General features: G+C 64.3%; 27 protein-coding genes. 9 read left to right on the forward strand and 18 right to left on the reverse strand.

Annotated features, from left to right (window positions below; genetic code table 11):
• Window positions 1-6 precede the first annotated feature (6 nt).
• The gene (locus SAB01S_RS13050; RefSeq protein WP_062733496.1) at window positions 7-2379 is read left to right on the forward strand and encodes a TonB-dependent receptor; all 2373 of its coding nucleotides are present in this window, start codon (window positions 7-9) and stop codon (window positions 2377-2379) included.
• A 14-nt stretch (window positions 2380-2393) separates the two neighbouring features.
• A complete protein-coding gene (locus SAB01S_RS13055) occupies window positions 2394-3605 on the forward strand; it encodes a dipeptidase (protein WP_174525656.1) in 1212 nt (403 codons plus the stop codon).
• A gap of 14 nt (window positions 3606-3619) precedes the next feature.
• On the opposite strand, the gene mmsB is transcribed toward SAB01S_RS13055, so the two are convergent.
• The 3 genes from mmsB to SAB01S_RS13070 are packed head-to-tail and all read right to left on the reverse strand — an operon-like array spanning window position 3620 to window position 6812.
• Window positions 3620-4504, reverse strand: a complete 885-nt coding sequence (gene mmsB / locus SAB01S_RS13060; RefSeq protein WP_062733498.1) for a 3-hydroxyisobutyrate dehydrogenase — start codon at window positions 4502-4504, stop codon at window positions 3620-3622.
• A gap of 44 nt (window positions 4505-4548) precedes the next feature.
• Window positions 4549-5634 (reverse strand): enoyl-CoA hydratase/isomerase family protein, encoded by a 1086-nt coding sequence (locus SAB01S_RS13065; protein ID WP_062733576.1) that lies wholly within the window; start codon window positions 5632-5634, stop codon window positions 4549-4551.
• 32 nt (window positions 5635-5666) lie between these two features.
• Complete coding sequence (locus SAB01S_RS13070; protein ID WP_062733499.1) at window positions 5667-6812, reverse strand: acyl-CoA dehydrogenase family protein; 1146 nt, start codon at window positions 6810-6812, stop codon at window positions 5667-5669.
• Window positions 6813-6952: 140 nt separating this feature from the next.
• On the opposite strand from SAB01S_RS13070, the gene SAB01S_RS13075 reads away from it, so the two are divergent.
• From SAB01S_RS13075 to SAB01S_RS13090, 4 genes are all read left to right on the forward strand, one after another.
• On the forward strand, window positions 6953-7846 hold the full coding sequence (locus tag SAB01S_RS13075; protein ID WP_062733501.1) for a LysR family transcriptional regulator: 894 nt from the start codon (window positions 6953-6955) through the stop codon (window positions 7844-7846).
• A gap of 90 nt (window positions 7847-7936) precedes the next feature.
• Complete coding sequence (locus SAB01S_RS13080; protein WP_062733502.1) at window positions 7937-8566, forward strand: class I SAM-dependent methyltransferase; 630 nt, start codon at window positions 7937-7939, stop codon at window positions 8564-8566.
• A gap of 60 nt (window positions 8567-8626) precedes the next feature.
• On the forward strand, window positions 8627-9559 hold the full coding sequence (locus SAB01S_RS13085; RefSeq protein WP_062733503.1) for an ABC transporter ATP-binding protein: 933 nt from the start codon (window positions 8627-8629) through the stop codon (window positions 9557-9559).
• Window positions 9556-10326 carry an ABC transporter permease gene (locus tag SAB01S_RS13090; protein ID WP_062733505.1) on the forward strand — a complete coding sequence of 257 codons (771 nt, stop codon included), beginning with the start codon at window positions 9556-9558 and terminating at the stop codon, window positions 10324-10326. Before SAB01S_RS13085 ends, SAB01S_RS13090 begins: the two co-directional genes overlap by 4 nt.
• A gap of 46 nt (window positions 10327-10372) precedes the next feature.
• Here the strand turns inward: SAB01S_RS13090 and SAB01S_RS13095 are convergent, their stop codons facing one another.
• The 8 genes from SAB01S_RS13095 to rpsF all read right to left on the reverse strand — a co-directional run bounded on the left by SAB01S_RS13095 (window position 10373) and on the right by rpsF (window position 15263).
• A complete protein-coding gene (locus SAB01S_RS13095) occupies window positions 10373-10693 on the reverse strand; it encodes a WYL domain-containing protein (RefSeq protein ID WP_062733577.1) in 321 nt (106 codons plus the stop codon).
• A 90-nt stretch (window positions 10694-10783) separates the two neighbouring features.
• Window positions 10784-12157 carry an MATE family efflux transporter gene (locus SAB01S_RS13100; protein ID WP_062733507.1) on the reverse strand — a complete coding sequence of 458 codons (1374 nt, stop codon included), beginning with the start codon at window positions 12155-12157 and terminating at the stop codon, window positions 10784-10786.
• Window positions 12158-12212: 55 nt separating this feature from the next.
• Complete coding sequence (locus SAB01S_RS13105) at window positions 12213-13142, reverse strand: DUF808 domain-containing protein (protein WP_062733509.1); 930 nt, start codon at window positions 13140-13142, stop codon at window positions 12213-12215.
• 106 nt (window positions 13143-13248) lie between these two features.
• Window positions 13249-13473: a hypothetical protein gene (locus SAB01S_RS13110; RefSeq protein WP_062733510.1), complete on the reverse strand. Its 225-nt coding sequence runs from the start codon at window positions 13471-13473 to the stop codon at window positions 13249-13251.
• Window positions 13470-13802 (reverse strand): hypothetical protein, encoded by a 333-nt coding sequence (locus tag SAB01S_RS13115; protein ID WP_062733511.1) that lies wholly within the window; start codon window positions 13800-13802, stop codon window positions 13470-13472. Before SAB01S_RS13115 ends, SAB01S_RS13110 begins: the two co-directional genes overlap by 4 nt.
• A gap of 181 nt (window positions 13803-13983) precedes the next feature.
• Window positions 13984-14586: a 50S ribosomal protein L9 gene (gene rplI, locus SAB01S_RS13120; RefSeq protein WP_062733512.1), complete on the reverse strand. Its 603-nt coding sequence runs from the start codon at window positions 14584-14586 to the stop codon at window positions 13984-13986.
• A 13-nt stretch (window positions 14587-14599) separates the two neighbouring features.
• Entirely contained in the window at window positions 14600-14824 is a 225-nt protein-coding gene (gene rpsR, locus SAB01S_RS13125) for a 30S ribosomal protein S18 (RefSeq protein ID WP_009821298.1), read from the reverse strand.
• A 13-nt stretch (window positions 14825-14837) separates the two neighbouring features.
• Complete coding sequence (rpsF, locus tag SAB01S_RS13130) at window positions 14838-15263, reverse strand: 30S ribosomal protein S6 (RefSeq protein ID WP_062733514.1); 426 nt, start codon at window positions 15261-15263, stop codon at window positions 14838-14840.
• 321 nt (window positions 15264-15584) lie between these two features.
• Between rpsF and SAB01S_RS13135 the strand changes: the two genes are divergently transcribed.
• Window positions 15585-16985 (forward strand): GntP family permease, encoded by a 1401-nt coding sequence (locus tag SAB01S_RS13135; RefSeq protein ID WP_062733516.1) that lies wholly within the window; start codon window positions 15585-15587, stop codon window positions 16983-16985.
• Here the strand turns inward: SAB01S_RS13135 and SAB01S_RS13140 are convergent.
• The 6 genes from SAB01S_RS13140 to SAB01S_RS13165 all read right to left on the reverse strand — a co-directional run bounded on the left by SAB01S_RS13140 (window position 16982) and on the right by SAB01S_RS13165 (window position 22953).
• Window positions 16982-17383: a BLUF domain-containing protein gene (locus SAB01S_RS13140; protein ID WP_245646485.1), complete on the reverse strand. Its 402-nt coding sequence runs from the start codon at window positions 17381-17383 to the stop codon at window positions 16982-16984. The two genes, SAB01S_RS13135 and SAB01S_RS13140, sit on opposite strands and share 4 nt — an antisense overlap.
• A gap of 142 nt (window positions 17384-17525) precedes the next feature.
• Window positions 17526-17897, reverse strand: coding sequence for an RcnB family protein (locus tag SAB01S_RS13145; RefSeq protein ID WP_062733517.1), 372 nt, complete (start codon window positions 17895-17897; stop codon window positions 17526-17528).
• Window positions 17898-18066: 169 nt separating this feature from the next.
• Window positions 18067-19272 carry an ABC transporter permease gene (locus SAB01S_RS13150; protein ID WP_062733519.1) on the reverse strand — a complete coding sequence of 402 codons (1206 nt, stop codon included), beginning with the start codon at window positions 19270-19272 and terminating at the stop codon, window positions 18067-18069.
• Window positions 19272-19973 (reverse strand): ABC transporter ATP-binding protein, encoded by a 702-nt coding sequence (locus SAB01S_RS13155; protein ID WP_062733521.1) that lies wholly within the window; start codon window positions 19971-19973, stop codon window positions 19272-19274. Before SAB01S_RS13155 ends, SAB01S_RS13150 begins: the two co-directional genes overlap by 1 nt.
• A gap of 6 nt (window positions 19974-19979) precedes the next feature.
• Complete coding sequence (locus tag SAB01S_RS13160; protein ID WP_062733581.1) at window positions 19980-21512, reverse strand: efflux RND transporter periplasmic adaptor subunit; 1533 nt, start codon at window positions 21510-21512, stop codon at window positions 19980-19982.
• Window positions 21502-22953, reverse strand: a complete 1452-nt coding sequence (locus SAB01S_RS13165) for an efflux transporter outer membrane subunit (protein ID WP_062733523.1) — start codon at window positions 22951-22953, stop codon at window positions 21502-21504. Before SAB01S_RS13165 ends, SAB01S_RS13160 begins: the two co-directional genes overlap by 11 nt.
• Window positions 22954-23134: 181 nt before the next feature.
• Between SAB01S_RS13165 and fabD the strand changes: the two genes are divergently transcribed.
• On the forward strand, window positions 23135-24070 hold the full coding sequence (fabD, locus tag SAB01S_RS13170) for an ACP S-malonyltransferase (RefSeq protein ID WP_062733582.1): 936 nt from the start codon (window positions 23135-23137) through the stop codon (window positions 24068-24070).
• 75 nt (window positions 24071-24145) lie between these two features.
• The gene (gene fabG, locus SAB01S_RS13175) at window positions 24146-24886 is read left to right on the forward strand and encodes a 3-oxoacyl-[acyl-carrier-protein] reductase (RefSeq protein WP_062733524.1); all 741 of its coding nucleotides are present in this window, start codon (window positions 24146-24148) and stop codon (window positions 24884-24886) included.
• Between the two features lie 58 nt (window positions 24887-24944).
• Here the strand turns inward: fabG and SAB01S_RS13180 are convergent, their stop codons facing one another.
• Window positions 24945-25280: an ArsR/SmtB family transcription factor gene (locus SAB01S_RS13180; RefSeq protein WP_021225558.1), complete on the reverse strand. Its 336-nt coding sequence runs from the start codon at window positions 25278-25280 to the stop codon at window positions 24945-24947.
• Window positions 25281-25400 lie beyond the last annotated feature (120 nt).

The following is a 25400-nucleotide window of genomic DNA, read 5'->3' on the forward strand; positions in this document are numbered from 1 at the left end:
CTTTTCATGTCCGTCCGTTTGTCCCTTCGTCGTTCCGCGCGCGCTGCTTTGTTGCTGGCGAGCGCCACCGGTGCCTTGAGCGCAGCGCATGCGCAGGAGCCGGCCCCGGCCGACGAAGACCTGATCACCGTGACGGGCCGGCGCGTGTCGCAATCGTCGGAAGCGATCGGCGAGGACAAGATCAGCAACGTCGTCGCGGTCACGCGAGAGGCGCTGCTGTCCGCGCCGTCTGGCATTTCGGGCCTCAAGATGCTGGAGCAGCTGCCTGGCTTCAACGTCCAGACCGATGGCGCGCTGGGGTTGTATGAGTTCGGCAACAGCGTCCAGACCCGCGCCTTCAACCTCGACCAGATCGGCTTCGTGGTCGATGGCATCCCGACCGGTCGTAGCGACGCCTTTGGCGGCAGTCCGGTGTTCCGCTATGTCGACAATGAAAATCTGGGCGTCGTGGAAGCAGCGGTGGGCGCTGGCGACGTGTCCTTGCCCAGCTATTCGACGCTGGGGCCGGTGGTGCAGTATAACAGCATCGCGCCGCAGGAGGATATGGGCCTGTTCGTGTCGCAGAGCTTTGGCGACTTCAACATGAAGCGCACCTTCATTCGCGCCAGCACCGGACGCGTCGGACCGCTCAAGGCCTATATCAGCCGCACCAAGCTGGACACCGACCTGTGGCGTGGGCCGGGTTCGGTCGATCGCGAACATTGGGAAGGGCAGATCCATGCCGACCTGGGCGGCGACAGCTGGGCGCGGTTCAAATTCGTGTCGAACGACTTTTTCGACTATGATTCACCAACGCTCAGCCGCGCTCAATATAATTGCACGGTCACGAGCCTGACGGGCGCGTGCGGGCGCGACTATGCCTATATCGAAAATGTGCCGAACACGACGCCGGGCTTCGAACCGACCGTTCCGGGCGTCTATTATTCCAACAGCAATTATGCGCAGGTCTACAACCTCGCCATCAATGTGCGGAAGGACAAGCTGTATGGCGCAACCTTCCATGCCGGCATCGCCGATGGCGTCTGGGCCGAATCAACCCTCTATTGGGAGGATAAGAGCGGCTATGGCGTGTCGCCCGACACCTATGCCAATTCGCTGGCCCGCTATACCGCGCAAGCCGCTGTCGGATTGCCCGTCACCGCGCCGAAGGGCGTGGAATTTGGCCGGTCGGGCGTGGGCGGCGACCGTTATGGCATCACGACAAAGCTGCACTGGGAGATGGGCGTCAATACGGTCGAAACCGGCATGTGGGCGGAAGTCGACAAATATCATCGCACGCAGGCGCGCTATAACACCGTCGATGGCGCTCCCGATGGCGCGCCGCTGCTCGACGAGCTTGTCTATCTGCGGCGCGATTATCGCTCGAAGCGCGATACGCTCCAGATATTCCTGAAGGACACGCTCAAGCTTGCCGACGAGCAACTGGTGCTGGACCTTGGCTTCAAGGGCCTGATGATGGATTATCGCTATGATGGCTATCGCGACTTTGCCGACTATTATCTGACGGTGGGCGGCGTTGCGGTGCCGGGCTATGGCCGCAGCGTCAATCGCGCCCAATATCGCGACATGTTCCTGCCGATGGCGGGCCTGCTCTACAAGATTGACGGCCGCACCCAGGTCTTTGCCTCCTATGCCGAGAATATGGCGCTGCCCAAGGGGATGGACGACATTTATTCCGCCATCCGCGCCGGCGGCGCGCTGGTGCCGCAGCCGGCGCCGGAGCGTTCGACCAATATGGAGGTGGGCATCCGCACAAACCAGGGCCAGCTTTATGCTTCGCTCGCCGGCTATTACACGAAGTTCAAGAACCGCATCCAGTCGATCACGACGATCCTGCCGGGCAGCGGCGGCGCGGCGACCGAGACATTTTACCAGAATGTCGGCCGGGTGCGCGCCTATGGCGTCGAATTCAGCGGCACCTACAAGCCCGCCTTCCTCAATGGGCTGGCCTATGGCAACCTCAACGTCACCTATAACAACGCCAAGTTCAAGGATGACATCCCCGCCGCCACGCCGATCGAGATTGCGGGCAAATATATCCCCGACAGCGCGAAATGGATCGTCGGCGGCGGCGTGACGATCGAGCCGGCCAGCTGGCTGGTGGCCAATATCTCGGGCAAATATACCTCGAAGCGCTGGTCGACCTTTACCAACACGCCAGGGTCCAGCGTGCCGGGCTTTACCGTGTTCAGCGCCTATATCGACATTGGCGACGGCTGGACCTTTGGCCCGATCAAGAGCGTGAAGGCGCGGTTCAACATCGACAATCTGTTCGACAAGGATACGCTGTCCTACATTTCCTCGTCCGTGACCGGCGACGGTTTCTTCCGCCCGCTCAGCCCGCGCACCTTCCAGTTCACGCTGACGGGGGAAATCTGATGCGGATGATGAGGATGGGGGCGGCGCTGATGGCGCTGCTCCCGACGGCCGCGATGGCGCAGGGACCGGTGGTGTCGAAGCAGACCTACCAATTGCATCAGAAGTTGCTGACGCTCGACAGTCATCTCGACACGCCGGCCTCGCTCGACCTGCCCGGCTGGTCGATCGACGAAGAACATGACGTGCTGCATGATTTCACGCAGGTCGACCTGCCGCGCATGAAGAAGGGCGGGCTGGATGGCGGCTTCTGGGCGATCTACACGCCGCAGGGTCCGGTGACGATCGAAGGGTTCCGCAAGGCGCGCGACTTTGCGATCCTGCGCGGCCTGTCGATCCGCAATATGGTGGCGGCCGATCCCGCCAATTTCGCGCTCGCGACAGAGGTGAAGGATGCCGCGCCCATTGCCGCCAAGGGCAAACGGATCGTCTATATGTCGATCGAAAACGCCTATCCGCTGGGCGAGGATGTGTCGTTGCTCGACACATTCTACGCCATGGGCGTCCGCGTGGTGGGGTTTGCCCATTTTGCGCATAACCAGTTCGCCGACAGTTCGACCGACCCGTCCGGCAAGCCGCGCTTTGGCGGGCTGTCGCCGCTGGGCAAGGAACTGCTCAAGGAAATGAACCGCATCGGCGTCGTGCCCGATGCCTCGCACAGCAGCGACCAGGTGCTGGACGATCTGCTGACGCTCTCGACGACCCCGGTGCTGCTCACCCATTCGGGCTGCAAGGCGGTCTATGACCATCCGCGCAATATTGACGACACGCATTTGAAGGCGCTGGCGGCCAAGGGCGGGGTCATCCAGATGAACGCCTATGGCGCCTATCTGCGCGCGTCCAAGCCGAACCCTCAGCGGCAGGAGGCGTTAAAGGCGCTCTATGGCCAGATGCGCGAAGGCGCGAAACTGTCAGCGGAAAAGCGCGCCGAACTGCTGGCGAAGCGCCAGGAGATCGACCGCCTCTACCCCGATACCGACCGGCCGAGCTTTGACGGTTTCATGAAGCATATGCTCCATGCGCTGGAGGTCGTCGGCCCGGATCATGTCGGGATCGGCGCGGACTGGGATGGCGGCGGCGGCGTCGTCGGCATGGAGGATGTGGTCGACCTGCCCAAGATCACCGCCGCCCTGATCAAGGCCGGTTACAGCGAGGCGGACGTCCAGAAAATCTGGTCAGGCAATGTCCTGCGCGTGCTGGCGGCGGCGGAGGCGGGGAAAGCCCAATAGGCGCGCGTTCGCGTCTATTTCCCCTCCAGCATCTCGATCATCAGGGAGAAGTCGCGCGCGGCCTCTCCCTGGTTGGCGAGCATCTGGTAGAGCGCCTCGGCCGCGTTGCCCATCGGCACCGACGCGCCGACGGATGCGGCCGCCGCGCCCGCCAGTTTGAGGTCTTTCAGCATCAAGCCCACGGCAAAGCCGCCCTGATAGCCATTGTCGGCGGGCGTTTGCGGACCAACGCCTGGCACGGGGCAATAGCTGGTCATCGACCAGCTCTGGCCCGACGACACGCTGCTGATATCGTAGAAGGTCTGCGGGTCGAGCCCCAGCTTCTTTGCCATGGCAAAGGTTTCGCACGTCGCCACCATGGTCGCGCCCAGCAGCATGTTGTTGCAGATTTTGGCCGCCTGCCCATTGCCTGCGCCGCCCGCGTGGATCACTGCCTTGCCCATGGCGGACAGGATCGGCCTGGCGCTGTCGAAGGCCGTATCGGTGCCGCCCACCATGAAGGTGAGTGTGCCGCCATTGGCCGCGGCAATGCCCCCCGATACCGGCGCGTCCACCATGGCGAACCCGGCGGCGAGAGCCGCTTCGCTGACGCGCCGCGCGGTGGCGACGTCGATGGTGGAGCAGTCGAGGAACAGCGCGCCGGGCCTGGCCGCACCGAATATCTCGCCGGTATAGACCGCCTCGACATGGGTTCCGGCCGGCAGCATGGTGACGACGGCGTCGGCCCCCGTCGCCGCGTCGGCGGCACTGGCCGCGCGCACCGCGCCATGGCTCTCGGCCCTCGCCAGCGCCTCTTCCGACAGGTCGAAGGCGCGCACGGCATAGCCGTTCTTGAGCAGGTTGGCGGCCATGCCGCCACCCATATTGCCAAGGCCGATGAAGGCGATCGTCTGGGTCATGTCGGCATCCTCTCTGCGGTTATGGCTCTCTGTGATGTTGGGGATCAGGCGTCGGCGACGTCGGGCAGGGGCGTCCAGCTTTTGTCGGCGGGCAGCGGTTCGAAGATCGCGTCGATCATCGCGTCGCTCACCTCTTCGAGCGTCGCCGGGTTCCAACGCGGCGCATTGTCCTTGTCGACGATCACCGCCCGCACGCCTTCGACGAAATCGGGGCGGCGGATGACGGCGCAGGCGATGCCATATTCCATCGCCATATTGTCGGCGAAACTGGGCTGGGCCGCGCCTTCGACCAACTGGCGCAGCGCGACCTTGATCGTCTGAGGCGATTTGGTGCGCAGGGTCGACAGCTGCTTTTGCGCCCATTCGCCTCCGTCGGCTTCCAGTGCCGCGACGATCTCCTCGGCCCTGTCGGACGCGAACAGCCGGTCGATATCGGCGCGCGACGCGACGAGCTTTGACGCGGGCGGCTGGGCGCTGGCGGCGTCGAGCACGAGCGTCAGGTCCCACGGGTTGGTGAGGACGCGCGCCTTGACCGCGTCCAGCGCTTCGGACGGCATATAATGGGTGGCGATGCCTATAGCGGCGCAATCGGCGCCATCGATCCGCGCCCCGGTCGCGGCGAGCCAGGCGCCGACGCGCCCCGGCAGCCGCGGCAGATACCAGCCGCCGCCCACATCGGGAAACAGGCCGATGCCGGTTTCGGGCATGGCGAAGGTGGTGCGTTCGGTCGCCACGCGGTAACGCGCGGGCAGGGACAGGCCCACGCCCCCGCCCATGACGATGCCGTCCATGAAGGCGACGATCGGCTTTTCATAGACGAACAACAGATGGTTCATCCGATATTCGATGCTGAAGAAGCGCTCGGCCTCCACGCAATCCGTCTTTGCGCTGTTGGCGATGAGGGCGATGTCGCCCCCGGCGCAGAAGCCGCGCGACAATTTGGGATCGCCATCGGGCGCGGGCAGATGGTCGATCATGACCGCGACCACGCGGTCGTCCTTCGCCCAGCCGAGCAGCGCGTCGATGATGGCGACGCACATTTCGGGCGTGAGCGCATGGATCGCCCTGGGCCGGTTCAGCCGGATGCGGCCGACGCCATTTTCGATGAAGGCCAGCACCGGGTCCGTCATGTCGATCTCCTGCTGATGGGGCGTTGCAGCCATCATCCCTGCCGCAGCATGTCGCGCGCAACGATCATGCGCATCACCTGGTTGGTGCCCTCCAGGATCGAATGGACGCGCAGGTCGCGCCAGAAGCGTTCGACCGGATAGTCCATCAGATAGCCATAGCCGCCATGCAGTTGGAGCGCGCGGTCGACCACCGACGATCCGGTGTCGGTCGCCAGCCGCTTGGCCATGGCGGCAAAGCGCGTCTTGTCGGGCGCATTTTCCGTCACCTTGACGGCAGCCGCATAGAGGAGGGTCCGCGCGGCCTCCAACTCGGTCAGCATGTCGGCCAGCATGAATTGCGTATTCTGGAAATCGGCGATCGCCTGGCCGAACTGCTTGCGTTCCTTGGTATAGCGCACGGCTTCGTCGATGCAGCGCTGCGCCCCGCCCAGCGAGCAGGCGCCGATATTGAGCCGTCCGCCATCCAGCCCCATCATGGCGATGCGAAAACCTTCGCCCTCCGCCCCGACGAGATTGTCGACCGGCACGCGCACGCCGTCGAAATTCACCTGCGCCGTGGGTTGCGAATGCCAGCCAAGCTTGCGTTCCTGCGCGCCGAAACTGACGCCCTCCATATCCTTTTCGATGACGAGGCAGCTGATCCCCTTGGGACCGTCCTCACCCGTCCGCACCATGACGACATAGATTTCGTTCTCGCCGCCGCCGGAAATAAACTGCTTGGACCCGGTGACGACATAATGATCGCCATCGCGCACGGCCTGCGTCTTGAGCGCGGCGGCGTCCGATCCCGATCCCGCTTCGGTCAGGCAATAGCTGCCGATGCGGTCCATCGGGATCATGGAGGGCAGATATTTGTCCTTGACCGCCTGGCTGCCGAAGCGGTCGATCATCCATGCGGCCATGTTGTGAATCGAGATGAAGGCGCTGGTCGACGGGCAGCCATAGGCCATCGCTTCCATGATGAGCGCGGCCTCCAGCCGGCCAAGGCCGATGCCGCCCGACGCTTCCGACACATAGATGCCGCCAAAGCCAAGCTCTGCGGCGGATTTGATCGTGTCGCGCGGGAAGATATGTTTTTCGTCCCATTCGGCGGCAAACGGGGTGATGGCGTCGGCCGTGAAGCGCTGCGCCATGTCCTGGATCGCGCGCTGGTCTTCGGTCAGATCAAATTGGGTCATGCTCTCCTAGCTCCGCGCCTGTTCCGTCATGTCGGTCTGCGCGCCATGATCTTCGTCTTTGCCGGCTGTAGCAATGCCGCATCCTTGCCAGCAATGGGGAAGTTGTGCATCAATATGCTGCAAATTTGCCGGGAGTGTCGATGTTCGACTGGGACGATCTGCGCGTGTTCTTGGCGGTCGCCCGTGCGCGCAAGATCGCGCCTTCCGCGCGCGCGCTGGGCATCGACGCGACCACGATTGCGCGGCGGCTGTCACGGCTGGAAAAGGCGCTGGGCGCGGACCTGTTCGAAATGGGCGGGGGCGAACGGACGCTGACGGCCAGCGGGCAGGCGCTGCTGCGCCATGCCGAAGGGGCCGAAAGCGCGGCGCTGGCGGCGATGGAGGAGGTGAAGGGGCAGGAACATCGCCTGAGCGGGCAGGTGCGCCTGTCGGTTGCCGAAGGGTTCGGAACATGGGTGCTGGCGCCGGGCATGGGCGCGTTCAACCGACGGCATCCCGGCATAAGGCTGGACCTGGTGACGGCATCGGGTTTTCTAAACCCATCGAACCGGGAAGCCGACATGGCGGTCATGCTGGCGCGTCCGCAGCGCGGCCGGCTGACGGTGCGGCGGCTGGGCGATTATCGCCTGCACCTTTATGCCGCGCCCGCCTATCTGGACCGAGCGGGGCATCCGGCCGCGTCAAGCGACCTGCGCCGGCATGTGCTGGTGGGCTATGTGCCCGAATTCATCTTCTCGCCCGAACTGGATTATCTGGATGAGGTAGAGGCGGGACTGGAGGCGCAGTTGCGCGCGACCAGCATCAACATGCAGCAGCGGATGATCGCGGAAGGGGCGGGCATAGGGGTGCTGCCCGATTTCATCGGCCGGCGCGATCCGGCTCTGACCGCGATCATGACCGACACGGTGGAAATCACCCGCAGCTTCTGGCTGGTGATGCATGGCGACCTGCGCCATCTGGCGCGGATCGGCGCGGTCGCCGACTGGTTGCAGGAACGGGTCGACCTGCTCAGCGGGCAGCGCCCTGCGTCATGATCCGTCACGCAGACCGCGAAAGCTGATCGACGCGGGCGCACGACGCCGCTAAGGGAGTCGCGATGGATAGAGAGCGGTCGCATTTCGCCCATGCAGCATAGGTCCAAGCGCAGCCGGGCGATCGCCTTGCCCAACAGCGAGTTGCGCACGCGCGCCACCGAATATCTGGATTTCCTGGCCGCTTGGGTGAAGAAGCCCCGGCAGACCGCCTCGGTCGTGCCGTCCAGCCGCTATCTGGCGCGGCTGATGGTCGAGCAGATCGACCCTGCCGGTGGGCGGGTGCTGGAACTGGGCGGCGGGACGGGCGTCTTCACGCGCGCTATCCTGGAAACCGGACTGCCGGCGGATCATTTGGAAGTGGTGGAGATCAACCCGGCCTTCGCACGCGGGTTGCGGCGTCATTTTCCTTCGGTTTCGGTGCTGGAAACGCCAGCGCAGATCGTGTCCACGGCGACGGCCGGCGCGCCGGGCGACTATCAGGTCGTGGTAAGCGGCCTGCCGCTGCTGGCGATGGACCGCCATGTCCATGCCGACATCCTGTCCGAAGCGTTCCGCATGCTGCGGCCGGGCGGCTGTTTCGTGCAGTTCACCTATTCGATGCGCCCTCCGGTCAACCGCGAGATACTCGACGCGCTGGGGCTGGATGTGGTGCGCGACGGGCACACCGTCCGTAACTTCCCGCCCGCGACCGTTTTCCGGTTCTTCCGCCGCGGACAATAGGTTGCATAAGGCCATCGGCCTCCTATCTTCGCCGCAACGCGAAAAGGGGGACCGCCTGTCATGGCATCCATTATCGACATAAGCGGCCTGACCAAACGCTATGCGTCGGGCTTCGAGGCGCTCAAGGGCGTCGATCTTTCGATTGAGGAAGGCGAGATTTTCGCGCTGCTCGGCCCCAATGGGGCGGGCAAGACGACGATGATCTCGATCATCTGTGGCATCGCGCGGCCAACCGGCGGGACAGTGCAGGTCGCCGGGCACGACATCGGGCGGGATTATCGCGGCGCGCGCAGTGCGATCGGACTGGTGCCGCAGGAATTGAGCACCGACCAGTTTGAACGGGTGATCGACACCGTGACGTTCAGCCGCGGGCTGTTTGGCAAGCCGCGCAACGACGCCTATGTCGAAAAAATCCTGCGCGACCTGTCCCTGTGGGACAAGCGCCATGCGAAGATATTGGAGTTGTCGGGCGGCATGAAGCGCCGCGTGATGATCGCCAAGGCGCTGAGCCATGAGCCGCGCGTCCTGTTCCTGGACGAACCAACGGCGGGGGTCGATGTCGAATTGCGGCGCGACATGTGGAAGCTGATCGGCGAACTGCGCCAGACCGGCGTCACCATCATCCTGACGACCCATTATATCGAGGAGGCCGAGGAAATGGCCGACCGCGTGGGCGTCATCAATCGGGGCGAATTGATGCTGGTCGAGGAAAAGACCGCGCTCATGAAGAAGCTGGGCAAGAAGACGCTGACGATCGTGCTGGTCGATCCCATCGCCGCGCTGCCGCCGGAGCTTTCGGACTGGGACCTCAGCCTCCATGCCGAAGGGCAGGAGATCGAATATGTGTTCGACGCGCAGGCGGAGCGGACGGGCGTGTCGTCGCTGTTGCGGCGTCTGGGCGACCTGGGCCTGGGCTACAAGGACCTCAACACGCGGCAAAGCAGCCTGGAAGATATTTTTGTCAGCCTGGTCCATCAGGAGAAGGCCGCATGAGCATCCAGAATCTGCGCGCCATCGCCGCCATCTACAAGTTCGAGCTTCACCGGTTCCGCCGCACGCTGCTGACGGGCCTACTGGTGCCGGTCATCACCACCTCGCTCTATTTCGTGGTGTTCGGCGGGGCGATCGGGTCGCGCATGAACGAGATTGACGGCATCCCCTATGCCGCCTTCATCGTGCCCGGCCTCATCATGATGTCGATGTTCACCGAAAGCATCTTCAACGCCAGTTTCGGCATCTACATGCCCAAATTCACCGGCACCATCTATGAACTCCTGTCCGCGCCGGTGTCCGCCGCCGAAACGATCATCGCCTATGTCGGCGCGGCGGCGACCAAGTCGCTGATCGTGGGCGGGATCATATTCCTGACCGCGCATCTGTTCGTGGACATACAGGTCATGCACCCGCTGGCGATGGTCGCCTTCATGATACTGATCGCGGTCAGCTTCTGCCTGTTCGGCTTCATCCTGGGCATTTGGGCGCAAAGTTTCGAGCAGTTGCAGGTCATTCCGCTGCTGCTGATCATGCCGATGACGTTTTTGGGCGGCGCTTTTTATTCGGTCCACATGCTGGCCGAACCATGGCGCACGATCACGCTGTTCAACCCGATCGTCTATCTGATCTCGGGCTTTCGCTGGACCTTTTTCGGCAAGGGCGACGTGGGCATTGAATTCAGCCTGATTTTCGTCGCGGGGATGCTGGCGCTGTGCCTGGGCATCATCGGCTGGATGTTCCGCTCAGGCTACCGGCTGAAGAAATGAGGGCTGGGGGAGGGGAGCGGCCGGTCGCTCCCCTTCGTCGATCGGATCAGGCGGCGGCGCTTTCTGGCGCGACGGCGAACAGGGTGACGCCCTTATATTTGTCGTCGCCATCATTATAGAGGCCGTACATCGCCTCGAACGTGTCATTGAGCACCTGGATATCCGACAGACCCGCCAGCTTGAACGTGCCAAGCTTCAACTCGCGGGGCGGGCGGCCGTCGCGGTCAGTCGTCACGGCGTCGATATACATCTCGTCATGACGGGTATAAAGAATGTGCGGGGCGAGGGTGACGACCATCTTGTTGTAGGTCACCTTCAGGCACTTCTGGAGCGCGATCGCTTCAAAAATCTCGGTCGGGGCTTGCATGATGGGCATTCCCTGACGGATTTTCGCGATTCTTTCAATTGCTTTGTGCGCCGCACCATTTCCTTCCGTGCAATCGACGCGGCGAACCGTTCAATTCCGCGGCAGGAGGTTCAGTCGTTCGCGCAGGCTCCAGCGCGCGACCAGCAGCACCGCCGCAGCGCAAAGGCCGCTCGCAAGGCCGAGCCAGATGCCGACGCCTTCCATCTTGAAGGGGAAGGCGAGCAGCGTTCCAACGCCAATCCCGACCACCCAATATCCAATCAGCGCAAAGACCATCGGCACGCGCGTGTCCTGCACACCGCGCAGGACGCCCGCGCCGACAGCCTGCGCCGCGTCGGCCAGCTGAAACAGGGCCGCGACGGCCAGGAAGCTGACGGCCAGGCCTATGGTCCGGGCATTGGCCGGGTCCGACAGGTCGAGGAAGGCGGATACCAGCGTGCGGGGCATCAGAATAAGCAAAGCAGCCGCGCCAAAGGCAAAACCGGTGCCGATGGCCAGCGCCAGCCAGCCCGATCGCCCGACGCCGGCCCGGTCGCCACGTCCATAAGCGATGCCGACGCGCACGGTCGCGGCCTGGCCAATGCCCATCGGCACCATGAAGACGAGCGCGGCGATCTGGATCGCGACTGCATGGGCGGCCAGCGAATCCCGGCCGATCAGTCCCATCAAGAAAGCCGACGCGTTGAACACGCTCGTTTCAAAACCCAGCGTGATGGCGATGGGCAGCCCCAGCGCCCAGACCTGGCGATGCCGCTCCCGATCCGCGGACCAGAAACGGCCCATCAGCCGATAGCGCCGGAAGCGCCGATCGATCAGGATCACGGCGAGCAGTCCGAGGAACAGGAAGCTGGACGACAGGGTGCTGGCCAGCCCGGCGCCAAACAGGCCAAGCGCCGGCAGGCCCAGATGGCCGAAGATCAGCGCCCAGCCCGCCGCGACATTGAAGGGGATGGCCGCAAGCATGATGACAAGGCCCCACACCGGTCGTTCCAGCGCGGCGATGAAGTTGCGCAGCGTGGTGAAGCCCAGGAAGGGGAGCAGCGCCCATTGCAGGCCGCGCATCAAGTCGCCCGCGCCGCGCGCCAGATCCGGCTGCTGCCCCAGCGCCAGCAATATGCCCTCGCAATGCCAGAGGATGACCCAGGAGGGGATCACGAAGAAAAGGGCGGCGCGCAGCGTCTGGTGCACGGTGCGGCGCACGTCGCGCACGCTGTGGCGGCGGCGGCCCCGTTCGCTGGCGATCAAGGGGGAAGCGGCGGTGACAAGGCCCATGCCGAAGATCAGCAGGGCATGGAACAGGTTGATGGCGAGCGCGCCCGCCGCGACGCTTTCCGCGCCCCGGCGACCGAGCAGCAGCAGGTCGCTGGCGGCGATGGCGGACCAGGCGATATTGCCCGCGATCATCGGCAGGGCCAGCAGGATCAGGGCGCGGGCTTCGGCGCGCCAGGGTTGGGCGGATGTCATGGCGATGTCTGGCGAAGATGCGGGTCTGTCCGCTCAATCCCTCAAAAATATGGCGTCAATGCTTCTTGAACAGGTGCAGCACGGCGACGATGATGCCGCCGACCACAAGCCCGACGATCGCACCGCCGATGGCGTTGACGATCCAGTCGGCGGCGGCGCCCACGGCGGGAAGCGCATGCGCCGCCGCTACGGCCAGATGATGGATGGCACCGGGCACCAGATCCAGGTGAAATTCGTGCAGGCCATGGACGATCAATCCTCCCCCGACCCACAGCATGGCGGCGGTGCCGACGACGCCGAGCACCGACATCAGCACCGGCATCGCCTTGACCAGCCCCCGGCCCAGCGCCTGCGTGGCGGCCGATGACCGCTGCGCCAGATGCAGGCCGATATCGTCCATCTTCACGATCAGCCCGACCACGCCATAGACGCCCGCCGTGATCAGCAATGCGACGACGACCAAGACAACAGCCTGTTCCCAGATCGGCTCGCCCGCCACCGTGCCGAGCGAGATGGCCATGATCTCACCCGACAGGATGAAATCTGTGCGGATGGCGCTGGACACTTTTTGCTGTTCCAGTTCGGCGGAGCTATGGGTCTGGATCGCCTCCTGCGCCACGTCATGGCCCTTGCCCATGGCCTCGATCAGCTTTTCGACCGCCTCGAAGCAGAGGAACGCGCCGCCCGCCATCAGAAGCGGGGGCAGCAGCCAGGGCGCAAAAGCCGACAGCAGCAGCGCGGCCGGCAACAGGAACAGCAATTTGTTGCGCAGCGATCCCTTGGCGATTTGCCAGATGATCGGCAGTTCACGATCGGGGCTGAGGCCCATCACGTAATTGGGGGTGACGGCGGTGTCGTCGATGACGACGCCGGCCGCTTTCGAGCTTGCCCGACCCGTCGCGGCTGCCACGTCGTCAAGCGAAGTCGCAGCCAATTTGGCGATGCCCGCCACGTCGTCGAGCAGCGCGATCAGACCCGAAGGCATGATTAAAGATCCCCTGTTGCAGGCGGCATAGGCGCCGCCTGTCCGGCCGCTTCCTTACTGAGCAGCGCGCAGGGGGGCAATGGGCCTCATCATTTGAACAGCCGGGTCAGAAATTGCCCGGCGGATCGCTGGCGGGGAAGCTTTCGTCGACTTGCTCGTCGACCTTGTCCCAGCCCGATTCACCGCCCTGCGGCCCTGCGTCGCGCACGACGCCCGAGGAGCCGACTGGCCCCCGATCATCGACCTCTCCGCCACCCATCCAGTCGCGCCAGCCCTTGACCGCAAAATAGCCCAGGCCCGTGACGATCCCCAGTTTCAACAGCCCCTTCATGATCGTGTCTCCTTTTCGTTATGGACATGAACCCAGTCCGCGCGGTCATGGCTGACGGCATCGGGCGTCAGGCGCATGTCGCCTTCCTCGTCGGTTCCCAGCGGTGGTTCGGTTTCGGACGCCGTCTGCGCCAGTGACCAGCGCTCGCGCAGCGCGGCGTCGATCATCGCCGCCCAGGCGGACCCGTCGCCCGCTTCGCGCATCGCGGCGTCGGGTTCCTTGAGGATCGCAAGGATGCTCGCGGCGTCCTCCACGCGGGCAGGCCAGTTTTCGGGCTGATCCGCCGCCAGATGGCGCGCGAGGCGTTCGATGAGGGGGCGGTTTTCCATGTCTGTCGAACGTCCGGTCGCCGGGGCTGTTCCGAAAGTCGTTTCGCCTGCGCGCACAATTGGGCACGGAACGCCATGGGGATTAACCTGTCTTGTTGTCTTGGTAAGCTGCGGCAGGACCGGGCAACAAAAAAGCCGCCCGTCGCCGGGCGGCTTTCTCGTTTCGATCCTGTAAGGAACCTCAGGCTTCGGTTTCGGCCGGGGTTTCTTCTTCGGTGTCCGCGGCGATTTCGCCGGGCTCCGCATTGGGATCATAATCTTCGGTGAAGCCGGTTTCGTCCTTTTCGAACATTTCGGCCATCACGTCGACGCCCTGCGCCTGCAGCTCGGCCTCTTCGGGCGAGCGCGCGACGTTGACGGTGATCGTCACCGCAACTTCGGGGTGCAGCGCGACCTTGACGTCGAACACGCCCAGCGTCTTGATCGGGCGTTCCAGCACGACCATCGCCTTGGTGACGTTGGTGATGCCGTCGGCGTGCAGCGCGTCCACCACGTCACGAACCGCGACCGATCCGTAGAGCTGGCCGGAGTTGGACGACTGGCGGATGAGCACGATCTGCTTGCCATTGACGCCTTCGGCCGCCTTTTCAGCGTCGCTGCGACGGGCGGCGTTTTCAGCTTCGATGCGGGCGCGGTTGGCTTCGAACACGGCCTTGTTGGCATTGTTCGAGCGCAGGGCCTTCTTGTTGGGCAGCAGGAAGTTGCGCGCATAACCGTCCTTGACGGTCACGACGTCGCCGATCGCGCCCAGCTTCTCGATGCGTTCGAGGAGAATGATTTCCATGGGTCTTTCTCCCTTACTTCACGATGTAGGGCAGCAGGCCCAGGTGACGGGCGCGCTTGATGGCCGAAGCCAGCTCGCGCTGCTTCTTGGCCGAAACGGCGGTGATGCGGCTGGGGACGATCTTGCCGCGCTCGGACACGAAGCCCTGAAGCAGACGGACGTCCTTGTAATCAATCTTCGGCGCATCCTTGGCGGCGAAGGGGCAGCTCTTGCGGCGGCGGAAAAACGGGCGTGCCATGATCTAGATCTCCTTATTCGCCAGCGTTCGCGTCTTCGCGCTCGCGGCGCGGGCCACGATCGCCATCACTGCCGCCGCGGTCGCCACGCGATCCACGATCGCCACGATCGGAACGTTCCTGCTTGCGCATCATCACCGACGGGCCGGTTTCCAGCTCGTCGACCTTGACGGTCATGTAGCGGATGATGTCTTCGTTGATCTGGGTCTGGCGCTCCAGTTCCGCGACGACGCCGGCAGGGGCGTCGATGTTCAGCATCACATAATGCGCCTTGCGGTTCTTGGCGATCTTGTAGGCCAGGCTGCGCAGGCCCCAGGTTTCAACCTTGGTAACCTTGCCGTCCATGTCCTCGACGATCTTGGTGGCGGTTTCCGCCAAAGCGTCGACCTGCGCCTGTGCCAGATCCTGGCGCGCAAGGAAGACGTGCTCATAAAGAGCCATGTCATTGCCTCATCTGTTGGCCGATCGCTGACGCCCACCCCATGTGGAACGCCCCTCCGGCTGTCGTCTCAAATGCATTCAATCCCGCAGGGCCGACTCACCCCGGTCCTGTTGGAAGCGGCGCCTATGACGCAAAGGCCGGGGAAAGGCAAGGTGCGTTTATGCAGCCTAACCCTGCCGATATCCGTTCGTCCTGAGTAGCCACTGAGCTTGTCGAAGTGGCGTATCGAAGGATAGATTGGCGCGCGACCCTTCGATACGGGTCTTCGACAGGCTCAGCCCCTACTCAGGGCGAACGGCGTGAGAGTGGGGGGAGAGGAAATGCCAATCGCGATCGCAGCCCTGTCACTGATCCTGCTGATGATCGCGGCCTATCGCGGCATGAGCGTCATCGTCATGGCGCCGCTGCTCGCCATGCTGGCGGTGTTGCTGACGGACCCGGCGGCGGTGCCGGCGGCCTTTTCGGGCCTGTTCATGGAAAAAGCGGCGAGTTTCCTGAAACTCTATTTTCCCGTTTTCCTGCTCGGCGCCTTGTTCGGCAAGCTGGTGGAGATTTCGGGTTTTTCCCGCGCCATCGTGACGGCGGTAATCGGGTTCATCGGCGCCGGGCGCGCCGTCCCGGCGATCATGATCGTCACGGCCCTGCTGACCTATGGCGGCGTGTCAGTCTTCGTCGCGGTGTTCGCGGTCTATCCGTTCGCCGCCGAAATGTTCCGGCGGGCCGATATCCCCAAGCGCCTGATCCCCGCCACAATCGGCCTTGGCGCACTGACATTCACCATGGATGCGTTGCCTGGCACGCCGCAGATCCAGAACATCATTCCGGCCAGCTTCTTTGGCACCACGGCCTGGGCCGCGCCCATTTTGGGGCTGATCGGGTCGGCCTGCATCGTCGCGACGGGCCTTGCCTATCTTGGCTGGCGGCGGCGCAGCCTGATGGCGGCGGGGGAGGGCTATGGCGCGCCGGAGCAACTGGTCAACGAACCCGACCAGCAGGAAGGGGGCGCGAGCGTGCACCCGATGATCGCCCTGCTGCCGCTGCTGGTCGTGGGAGTTGGCAATTTGCTGCTCACCATGGCGATCCCGCGCTGGGCAGGAGGAGACGCGGTGACACTGGCGCTCCCCGGCATGGCCGATCCCGTGACAGTGCAAGTGGCGCAGATGGCAGCGCTCTGGGCGGTGGAGGGCGCGCTCTTGCTGGGGATCGGCACCATTTTGCTCTTCGCCTTCGCTACGGTGGCGCGGCGCTTTGCCGAAGGATCGAAAGCGGCTGTCGGCGGCGCGCTGCTCGCCGGCATGAACACGGCGGTGGAATATGGGTTCGGCGCGGTGATCGCGGCGCTGCCGGGCTTCCTGATGGTGAAGGAAGCGCTGCGCGCGATCCCCAACCCGCTGGTCAACGAAGCCATCACGGTGACGTCGCTCGCCGGGATCACGGGGTCGGCATCGGGTGGCCTGTCGATCGCGCTGGCGGCGATGGCGGATCAGTTCGCCGCAGCAGGCGACGCCGCCGGCATTCCACGCGAAGTGCTGCACCGGGTCGCGTCCATGGCGTCGGGCGGGATGGACAGCCTGCCGCATAATGGCGCGGTCATCACCCTGCTGGCCGTCACGGGCCTGACCCATCGTCAGGCCTATAAGGATATTTTCGCGCTAACGCTCATCAAGACGATGACCGTCTTCGTCGTGATCGCCGTCTATTATCTGACCGGGCTGGTCTAGCCCCGGTGCATCTCGGCCGACCCGATGAAATGCGCGCGGGTCGATGGTCCGGCATGGTCCAGCAGCTTGGCGACCTTGTCCTTCAGCGCTGAAGCGGGCTGGAAGGGGTCGTCATAGGCCATGCCCCATTCGCCGAACTCGCGCGCCTCGATCGGCACATCGCGCAATTTGACGATCGCACTATGCCGCCCATCGCGCGCGACCCGTTGATAGATGCGCTCGACGGCATCCCTGGGGCCTTCCAGCACCTGGAGGAAGCGCTTGCTGTTGAACAGCAGCAGCCCGGTGACGCCGTCGACGCGATTGCGATCCTCGGCATCCCTGGCGATGGCGGCGCATTGCACGGCCGAAACCGGCCCGGTCGCACTGCTGATATACATGATCTGATGCAAGGACATGACCCAATCTCAAGAAAATGGCCCCCCGACCATCATCCATTTACCGGGAAAACCCTTAAAAATAGGTGTTTGATTTCGATCAGCAAAAAGCCCGGAGGCGGCGACCTCCGGGCTTTTCAAAAAGGGGGAATGGGGTTGAAGGTTAGCGGATGGCGCCGCCGACAACCGCGCCGATGATACCGCTGGTGATCGCGATCAGGACGGCGTCATTGCCCGAGCGGACCCACTGATAGCCGCGTGGCGGTGCGCTCAGCCGATAATCGCGATAATTGTTCACGACGCGATAGTTGCTGGCGTAGCGGCGATCGAAGCGCTGGCCCTTCGCCCAGCGACGGGCTGGCGTCGCCTTGCGGACCGTCGTCTTCTGTTTCACGACGGTGCGGCCGTTCGGCTTTTGCTTGACGACTTTGCGCGTTACTTCCTGCCGGTGCGGCGCGGCCTGCGCCTGGGCGGTGATGATGGGGCTTGCGACCAGCGTGGTGGTGGCCAGGGCCATGATGATCTTCTTGAACATAGTCTGCTCCTTTGCCTGTAATCGGGCGCCGCGTTCCGGCGTCGAAAACAGATTTAGGAACCACTTGTCGCGACGATGTGTCCGGGGGGCGGCTATTTTGTCGAAAAATGTAACAGCATGACAAATAAGCTGAATATCGGTTCATCTGGCGCAATCGACGCCGCTGCGCCTATTCGTGGCGCAGCGCGTCGATGGGATTGAGCGCGGCGGCCCGGCGGGCGGGGAAATAGCCGAACACCACGCCGATCGCGGCGGAAAAGAGAAAGGCGATAAGGTTCACCTTGACGTCGAAGAGGAAGGGCACCTGCATCAACGGCGCGATGGCGATGGATGCGACCAGCGCCAGCAATAGGCCGATGAGGCCGCCAAGGCACGACAGCACGATCGCTTCGACCAGAAACTGCATCAGTACTTCGCGCGCGACCGCGCCGATGGCGAGGCGAATGCCGATTTCGCGCGTTCGTTCCGTCACGGACACCAGCATGATGTTCATGATTCCGATGCCCCCGACCAGCAGCGAGATGGCCGCCACCGCGCCCACGATCTGCGTCAGGATGGTGGTGGTGCCGGTCAGGGTATCGCTGATCTGCTTTGTGTCGAAGACGTTGAAATTATCCTCCGTGCCCGGTTTGATCTTGCGCCGCTCGCGCATCAGTTCCTCCAGGCTGGCCTGCACGGTCGCCGTGTCATAGGCGTCATCGACCGCGACCATGATCTGGCTGACGTCGCGGTCGCCGGTGAAGCGCCGCTGGACGAAGCGGATCGGCATGACGACGACATCATCCTGATCGCCAAAGCCGCCTTGGCCGCGCGTCGACAGGACGCCGATCACCTGGCAGGACACGCCCTTGATGCGCATGCGTTTGCCCAGCGGATCATTATTCTGGAACAGGTTGGTGCGCACGGTATTGCCGATAATGCAGACAGGCTTTCCGGCCTCTTCCTCCTCCGGCATGAAGAGGCGCCCGTCGGCGACCTTCCACTGCTGCACTTCGGAATAGGCCGATGTCGTGCCATAGACGGTGGTCGACCAGTTATTGCCTTCATAAATGGCGGTGCCGCTCGACTGGACCAGCGGGGCGACCGCGCGCACGCCGGTCAGCTGGTTCTGGATCGCGGTCAGGTCCGCTTCCTTGAAATCGGGCGGGCGCGGTCCGCCGCCGCCACGGCCAAAGCCCTGACCGGGGCGCAATTGCAGCACATTGGCGCCCAGCGAGCTGATCTGTTCGCGCACCGCCGCCGTCGCGCCATTGCCCAGCGTCACCATGGTCACGACCGCCGCGACGCCGATGATGATGCCCAGCGTCGTCAGGAAACTGCGCAGCTTGTGCCGGTTGATCGCGCGGAAGGCGAGGATGATGGTGGTGCCCAGCATTATGCGCTTGCTCCTGCGTCCACCCGTTCGACCAGCCCGTCCTTGAAATGGACGATGGTGCGGGCAAAGGCCGCCATGTCCGGCTCATGTGTCACCATCAGCACGGTGATGCCGCTGTTGCGGTTGAGGTCGGTCAGCAATTCCATGATCTCGATCGATCGTTCGGAATCAAGATTGCCGGTCGGTTCGTCCGCCAGCAGCACATCGGGCTGGGTGACGATCGCGCGGGCGATGGCGACGCGCTGCTGCTGACCGCCGGACAGTTCGGCGGGCGTATGGTCCCACCAGGGCTTGAGGCCCACCTTGTCCAGCGCCGCCATGCCCATGTCATAGCGCGTCTTCTTGTCCTCGCCGCGATAGAGCAGGGGCAGCTCCACATTTTCCAGCGCGGTCGTGCGCGAGAGCAGATTAAAGCCCTGGAACACGAAGCCGAGATAGCGGCGGCGCAGCAGCGCGCGCTGGTCGCGGTCGAGCGCTTCGACATGACGGCCCTTGAACAGGAAGGCGCCGCCCGACGGCACGTCCAGGCACCCCAATATGTTCATCGTGGTGGACTTGCCGGAACCCGAAGGCCCCATGACCGCGACGAAATCCCCCTGTTCGATGTCCAGGTCTATGCCCTTGAGCGCCTGAAAGGCGGTTGGCCCTTCGCCATAGATTTTGGTGACGCCGCGCAGCGAGATGATGGGATTGTCCGCCATGACGGGTCAGGTTCCGCTCTGCCGCCCGGTGCCGCGCGTCGCGGCGGGTTCGCTTTGGCCTTGCGCGGGCGCGACCGGCGCGGCGTCGCCCGAATTGCCGAGCTTGCCCATGGTCGCCGGGCTGCCATCGGTCGATGGATTGCGCCCTCCTTGGCCCGTCGCCTTGTCCTGCGCGCCTGCGGCGTCGGTCTTCTGGTCTTCAGCCGGCGCTTCCTGGCCCGCCGCCAGTTGCCCGGTGATGACCTTCATCCCCGGTTTCAGGTCGCCGCCGGTGATGACGGTGCGCGATCCGTCGCTGGCGCCGACGACCACCTGGACCGGCTTGGGATTGCCGTCCTCGCCCAGAATATAGACGGTCTGGCTGCTGCCCGCGCCGAAATTGACCTGGCGGCTGCCGCCGCGGCGGAAGCGGCGCGGGCCGGGCAGCACGCTGGTGATGCCACCGCCGTCCGACGCGCCGCTGCTGGGCTTGAAGCGCAGCGCGCTGTTGGGGACGAGCAGCACGTTGCGCAATTCCTGCGTCACAATGTCTGCCGCCGCGGTCATGCCGGGACGCAGGATTTCGTCCTGATTGTTCACCGACAGGACCGCCGTGTAGGCTACCACCGTGCCGGTGCTGCTGCTGGAACTGGTCGAGGAGGACGATGAGGAGCTGGAACTGCTCGATGCGTTCGATCCGACATTCACGCGCGTGACCTTGGCCGGAAAGCTGCGGCCGGGAAAGGCGTCGACGGCGAACGTGGCGGACTGGCCTTCCTTCACCTGGCCGACATCCGCCTCGTCCACCGCGACTTCGACCTCCATCTGCGTCAGGTCTTCGGCGATGGTGAAGAGAACCGGCGCGTTCAAGGACGCGGCGACCGTCTGTCCCGGCTCGATATCGCGCGACAGCACGACGCCGGTGACGGGCGACACGATCTGCGCGATCGACAGGTTGGTTTGGGCGCTCGACAGCTGGGCCTGCGATGCCGTGACCTGCGCCTGGGCAGAGCGCAGATTGGCGATCGCGCTCTGATAATCGGCGCGCGCGGCATCCAGCTCCGTTTTCGCCGGCACGCGGCCGCCCGACAGCTTGAACACATTTTCCTGTCGGTCGAGCGTTGCCTTGGCCAGCGCGACCTGCGCCTGCGCCTGCGCGACGCTGGCCTGCGACGACGCCACCTGCGCGCGGTTCTGATTGACCGTGTCGACCAGGCGCCGCGTGTCGAGCTCGGCCAGCTTCTGCCCGCGCGTCACCCGGTCGTTCACATCGACATAGACCTGCGTGATCTTGCCCGATTGTTCGGAGCCGACATCGACCTGATTGATGGGTTTGAGGTTCCCGGTTGCCGACACCGTGACGGTCAGATTGCCCTGCCGCACCTCGCGCGTGGCGTAATTGGGCTTGTCATCGCCCCCGAAGCAGCGGGCGATCAGCAGCACGGCAATCAGCAGCACTATGCCGATGCCGCCGCGTATCACCCATTTGCGCCACGGCTTTTCCGGCTTCGCGCCAAGGAAGTCATTGAGATCCTGATCGGTGGTCATATCATTGCTCATCGGGGCGGTCGTCCATGCTCTGCCAGCCGCCGCCCAGCGCATTGTAAAGCTGGGCGATGGCAAGGGCTTCGTCGGCTTGCGCGGAAGCCAGGCTGTTGCGGGCGTTCAAAAGCGTGTTTTCGCTGTTCGACAATGTCTGGAAGTCGATCAGCCCCGCCTGATACTGGCTGCGCGCCAGGATCGCGGCATTGTTCGATGCGTCATAGGCGACGGCGAATTCCGCCTTGCGCGCGCGGGCGCTGGCAAGGGAGGCCATGGCGTTTTCGACATCCTCCAACGCGGTCAGCACGCTTTGCTTGTAAGCGGCGAAGGCGGCGTCGGTCGCGGCCTTTTGGGCGCGGACCTGCGAGGCCAGGCGCCCACCATCGAAGATGGTCTGCGCGACATTGGCAAAGACGCCGCCGGTGATGAGATCGAATAGCTGGCTGAAGGCGTTAGACGTGGTGCCGATATTGCCGCTGATGCCGAGCGAGGGATAAAGCTGCGCCTCCGCGACGCCGATCCGCGCGGTCGCGGCCGCGAGCGCGCGTTCGGCGCTGCGCACGTCCGGGCGCTGGCGCAGCGTGTCGGCCGGGATGCCGGTCGCGATGTCCGTTGGCGGCTGGGGAATGGGGGCGGGCGTTTCCAGCGTCCGGGTCGCATCGCCCGGCGCCTGTCCCGTCAGGACGGCGATGCGGTTGAGGCTGCTCTTGAGGCTGGCCTCCAGCTGCGGGATGGTGGCGTTGGTCTGGGCCAGCTGCGCGCGGGCCTGCTGTTCGTCGAGCGAGGAGACGAGGCCCGCCTGCAACCGCCAGCTGGCGATCTGATAATTGTCGCGCTGCACCGCCTGGGTTTCGCGCGCTACCTTGAGCTGCGCCTGCGCCAGCCGCGCCTGGACATAATTGTTCACCAGTTCGGATATGACCGTCATGCGCACGGTGGCGAGGTCGAAGCCCGACGCTTCCAGATCGGCGCGCGCCGCTTCGCGCCCGCGTCGCAATTCGCCGAACAGGTCCAATTGCCAGCTGGCGTTGATCCGGGCCGAATAGCTGCTCGACCAGTTGCCGCCGCCGCCGCCGATCGGGTTGCCATTGGCGTCCAGACGGCCGCCGGCGTCCTGGCTGCTGTAATTGCGCCCGCCCGTCGCGGAACCGCTCAATTGCGGCAGCAGGCTGGCGTTGGACTGGATCAGGCTTTCGCGCGCCTGCCGCAGCCGCGCCTGCGCCTGCACGACGTCCAGATTATTGGCCACCGCCTGGTCGATGAGCGCGCTCAAGGCCGGGTCGTTAAGGCGCGTCCACCATTGGCCAAGCTCCGCTTCGCTGAGCGCCGCGCCATCGCCCGCGCTATAGGCGGCCGGCACGCCCAGCGCGCCCATTTGCGGCGCGCGGTAATCCGGGCCGGCGGCGCAGGCGGATAGCGTCAGGGCCGTCCCGCTGATCCATGCTAGGCGATATCGCACCTTTTCCTTGCACTCCGTCGTCGTTAAAGGGGCCGCTTCATGCCGATCCCTTGAGGGGCCGGCGACCGCATGCGCCCTGACTGCCGCAGGGGTGTGTACGGCTCAACGACATTTATGTCTCAAAGTGTAACGGCAGTGGGAAACGGCGCTTTTGCGAGCGCTTCGGGCTTCGAGGTGAATGATGCGGGCATTTCTATTTCCGGGACAGGGCAGCCAGTCGGTCGGCATGGGCAAGGCGTTGGCGGATGCCAGCGGCGCGGCGAAGGAGCTGTTTCAGGAGGTGGACGAGGCGCTGTCGCAGCATCTGTTTCGCATCATGGTGGAGGGGCCGGACAGCGACCTGACGCTCACAGAAAATGCGCAGCCCGCGATCATGGCCAACGCCATCGCCACGCTGCGCGTCATGCAGAAGGAAGGCGGCTTTTCGCTTGCTTACAAGGGCGATTATGTCGCCGGGCACAGCCTGGGCGAATATAGCGCGCTGTGCGCGGCCGAGGCGTTCGATATCGGCACCACAGCGCGCTTGCTGAAATTGCGGGGCCAGGCGATGCAGGCCGCCGTACCGGTGGGCGAGGGCGCGATGGCCGCGCTGCTGGGCGCGGATATCGACAAGGCGCAGGCGCTGGCCGACGCTGCCGCGCAGGGCGAGGTCTGCACCGTCGCCAATGACAATGATCCCTCGCAGGTGGTGATTTCCGGCCATCGCGGCGCGATCGAGCGTGCGGTGGCGATGGTGAAGGATCATGGCATCAAGCGCGGCGTGCTGCTGCCTGTGTCCGCGCCCTTCCATTGCCCGCTGATGCAGCCAGCCGCCGAAGCGATGGAGGCGGCGCTGGCAAATGCGGCGATCAACGCGCCGCTGCTGCCGGTCTACGCCAATGTCCTGGCCGCGCCGGTCGCCGACACGCAGGAGATCAAGGCGCGCCTGGTCGAGCAGGTTACGGGCCGCGTGCGCTGGCGTGAATCCGTGGCGGCGATGTGGGACGCGGGCGTCACGGACTTCGTGGAGGTCGGCGGCAAGGTGCTCGGCCCGATGGTCAAGCGCATCGCGCCCGACGCGACCGTGCGCAGCATCGTGACGATGGACGACATCGAAGCGGCTTTGGCTTCGTTCTGATCTTTTTATTCGCGCGGAGGCGCGAAGACGCTCTCTGCGCTTTTGCCCCAATAAAATATCATGGAGTTGACTGATATGTTCGACCTGACAGGCATGACCGCGCTGGTGACGGGCGCTTCGGGCGGCATTGGATCGTCGATCGCCAAGGCGCTGGCGGCGCAGGGCGCGACGCTGGCGCTGTCCGGCAGCAATGAAGGCAAGCTCAAGGCCTTCGCCGCGGAACTGGGTGGCGACCACAAGACGGTCGTCTGCAATCTGTCCGACCCGGCGTCGGTCGATGCGCTCGTGCCCCAAGCAGTCGAGGCGCTGGGCGGCAAGATCGACATTCTGGTCAACAATGCCGGCATCACGCGCGACAATCTGATCCTGCGGATGAAGGACGAGGAATGGAGCCAGGTGATCCAGGTCAATCTGGAAGCAGCCTTCCGCCTGTGCCGCGCGGCCGCCAAGCCGATGATGAAGGCGCGCTTTGGCCGCATCATTTCCGTCACATCGGTCGTGGGCGTCACCGGCAATCCCGGCCAGGCCAATTATTGCGCGTCCAAGGCAGGCATCATCGGCATGTCCAAGTCGCTGGGGCAGGAACTGGCGAGCCGTGGCATCACCGTCAATTGTGTCGCGCCCGGCTTCATCCGGTCGGCCATGACCGATGCGCTGAACGACGCGCAAAAGGGCGCGATCCTGGTCAAGATTCCGGCCGGCGATCTGGGCGGTGGCGATGATATCGGCGCGGCGGTCGTCTATCTCGCCAGCAAGGAAGCGGGCTATGTCACGGGCCAGACGCTGCATGTGAATGGCGGCATGGCGATGATCTGACCACGCTGGGGAGGGGTATGGTAAAGCATGCCCCTTCCGCCGATTACCGGGGGGAGGATCAAGCCTCGATCCCCTCCAGCGCGGTAAAACGCTGCGACCACAAGGCCCCATAGACCGCCATCCACTGCACCACGGGGGCCAGGCCCTTGGCCCGCGCGGCATAGAAAGTTTCGCGGCCCGCCCGACGGACGGTCACGAGTTCCGCGCGCTTCAGCTTGGCCATGTGGCGCGACACCATCGGCTGCGATACGCCCGACACGGCGGTTAGAGCATGAACGCTCTGTTCCCCTTCACGCACCAGATGTTCCAGCAGGGCGCGGCGGGTGCCGTCCGACAGTGCCTTGAACTGCGCGTCGATGGTCGCGCCACGGTCTTCCCGGTTCGTCTTCGTCATGCTTCTTTCATAATCAAATGGTTATGGAATGGGCAAGTGCGCGTGCGATGGGACGCCTTCCTGTGGCGTTAACCAAAAAAATTTGCCCGCCCTTTTGGGGTGAGTCTTTTGAGTCACACC

Origin of the sequence: Sphingobium abikonense NBRC 16140, from assembly GCF_001598335.1 — a bacterium.
Taxonomy (GTDB): domain Bacteria; phylum Pseudomonadota; class Alphaproteobacteria; order Sphingomonadales; family Sphingomonadaceae; genus Sphingobium; species Sphingobium abikonense.

Excerpts from the sequence above, each read along its gene's own strand:
- SAB01S_RS13050 (WP_062733496.1), top strand. The coding sequence starts at position 7 with ATGTCCGTCCGTTTGTCCCTTCGTCGTTCCGCGCGCGCTGCTTTGTTG.
- SAB01S_RS13055 (WP_174525656.1), top strand. The coding sequence starts at position 2,394 with ATGGGGGCGGCGCTGATGGCGCTGCTCCCGACGGCCGCGATGGCGCAG.
- mmsB (WP_062733498.1), bottom strand. The coding sequence starts at position 4,504 with ATGACCCAGACGATCGCCTTCATCGGCCTTGGCAATATGGGTGGCGGC.
- SAB01S_RS13065 (WP_062733576.1), bottom strand. The coding sequence starts at position 5,634 with ATGACGGACCCGGTGCTGGCCTTCATCGAAAATGGCGTCGGCCGCATC.
- SAB01S_RS13070 (WP_062733499.1), bottom strand. The coding sequence starts at position 6,812 with ATGACCCAATTTGATCTGACCGAAGACCAGCGCGCGATCCAGGACATG.
- SAB01S_RS13075 (WP_062733501.1), top strand. The coding sequence starts at position 6,953 with ATGTTCGACTGGGACGATCTGCGCGTGTTCTTGGCGGTCGCCCGTGCG.
- SAB01S_RS13080 (WP_062733502.1), top strand. The coding sequence starts at position 7,937 with ATGCAGCATAGGTCCAAGCGCAGCCGGGCGATCGCCTTGCCCAACAGC.
- SAB01S_RS13085 (WP_062733503.1), top strand. The coding sequence starts at position 8,627 with ATGGCATCCATTATCGACATAAGCGGCCTGACCAAACGCTATGCGTCG.
- SAB01S_RS13090 (WP_062733505.1), top strand. The coding sequence starts at position 9,556 with ATGAGCATCCAGAATCTGCGCGCCATCGCCGCCATCTACAAGTTCGAG.
- SAB01S_RS13095 (WP_062733577.1), bottom strand. The coding sequence starts at position 10,693 with ATGCAAGCCCCGACCGAGATTTTTGAAGCGATCGCGCTCCAGAAGTGC.
- SAB01S_RS13100 (WP_062733507.1), bottom strand. The coding sequence starts at position 12,157 with ATGACATCCGCCCAACCCTGGCGCGCCGAAGCCCGCGCCCTGATCCTG.
- SAB01S_RS13105 (WP_062733509.1), bottom strand. The coding sequence starts at position 13,142 with ATGCCTTCGGGTCTGATCGCGCTGCTCGACGACGTGGCGGGCATCGCC.
- SAB01S_RS13110 (WP_062733510.1), bottom strand. The coding sequence starts at position 13,473 with ATGAAGGGGCTGTTGAAACTGGGGATCGTCACGGGCCTGGGCTATTTT.
- SAB01S_RS13115 (WP_062733511.1), bottom strand. The coding sequence starts at position 13,802 with ATGGAAAACCGCCCCCTCATCGAACGCCTCGCGCGCCATCTGGCGGCG.
- rplI (WP_062733512.1), bottom strand. The coding sequence starts at position 14,586 with ATGGAAATCATTCTCCTCGAACGCATCGAGAAGCTGGGCGCGATCGGC.
- rpsR (WP_009821298.1), bottom strand. The coding sequence starts at position 14,824 with ATGGCACGCCCGTTTTTCCGCCGCCGCAAGAGCTGCCCCTTCGCCGCC.
- rpsF (WP_062733514.1), bottom strand. The coding sequence starts at position 15,263 with ATGGCTCTTTATGAGCACGTCTTCCTTGCGCGCCAGGATCTGGCACAG.
- SAB01S_RS13135 (WP_062733516.1), top strand. The coding sequence starts at position 15,585 with ATGCCAATCGCGATCGCAGCCCTGTCACTGATCCTGCTGATGATCGCG.
- SAB01S_RS13140 (WP_245646485.1), bottom strand. The coding sequence starts at position 17,383 with ATGTCCTTGCATCAGATCATGTATATCAGCAGTGCGACCGGGCCGGTT.
- SAB01S_RS13145 (WP_062733517.1), bottom strand. The coding sequence starts at position 17,897 with ATGTTCAAGAAGATCATCATGGCCCTGGCCACCACCACGCTGGTCGCA.
- SAB01S_RS13150 (WP_062733519.1), bottom strand. The coding sequence starts at position 19,272 with ATGCTGGGCACCACCATCATCCTCGCCTTCCGCGCGATCAACCGGCAC.
- SAB01S_RS13155 (WP_062733521.1), bottom strand. The coding sequence starts at position 19,973 with ATGGCGGACAATCCCATCATCTCGCTGCGCGGCGTCACCAAAATCTAT.
- SAB01S_RS13160 (WP_062733581.1), bottom strand. The coding sequence starts at position 21,512 with ATGAGCAATGATATGACCACCGATCAGGATCTCAATGACTTCCTTGGC.
- fabD (WP_062733582.1), top strand. The coding sequence starts at position 23,135 with ATGCGGGCATTTCTATTTCCGGGACAGGGCAGCCAGTCGGTCGGCATG.
- fabG (WP_062733524.1), top strand. The coding sequence starts at position 24,146 with ATGTTCGACCTGACAGGCATGACCGCGCTGGTGACGGGCGCTTCGGGC.
- SAB01S_RS13180 (WP_021225558.1), bottom strand. The coding sequence starts at position 25,280 with ATGACGAAGACGAACCGGGAAGACCGTGGCGCGACCATCGACGCGCAG.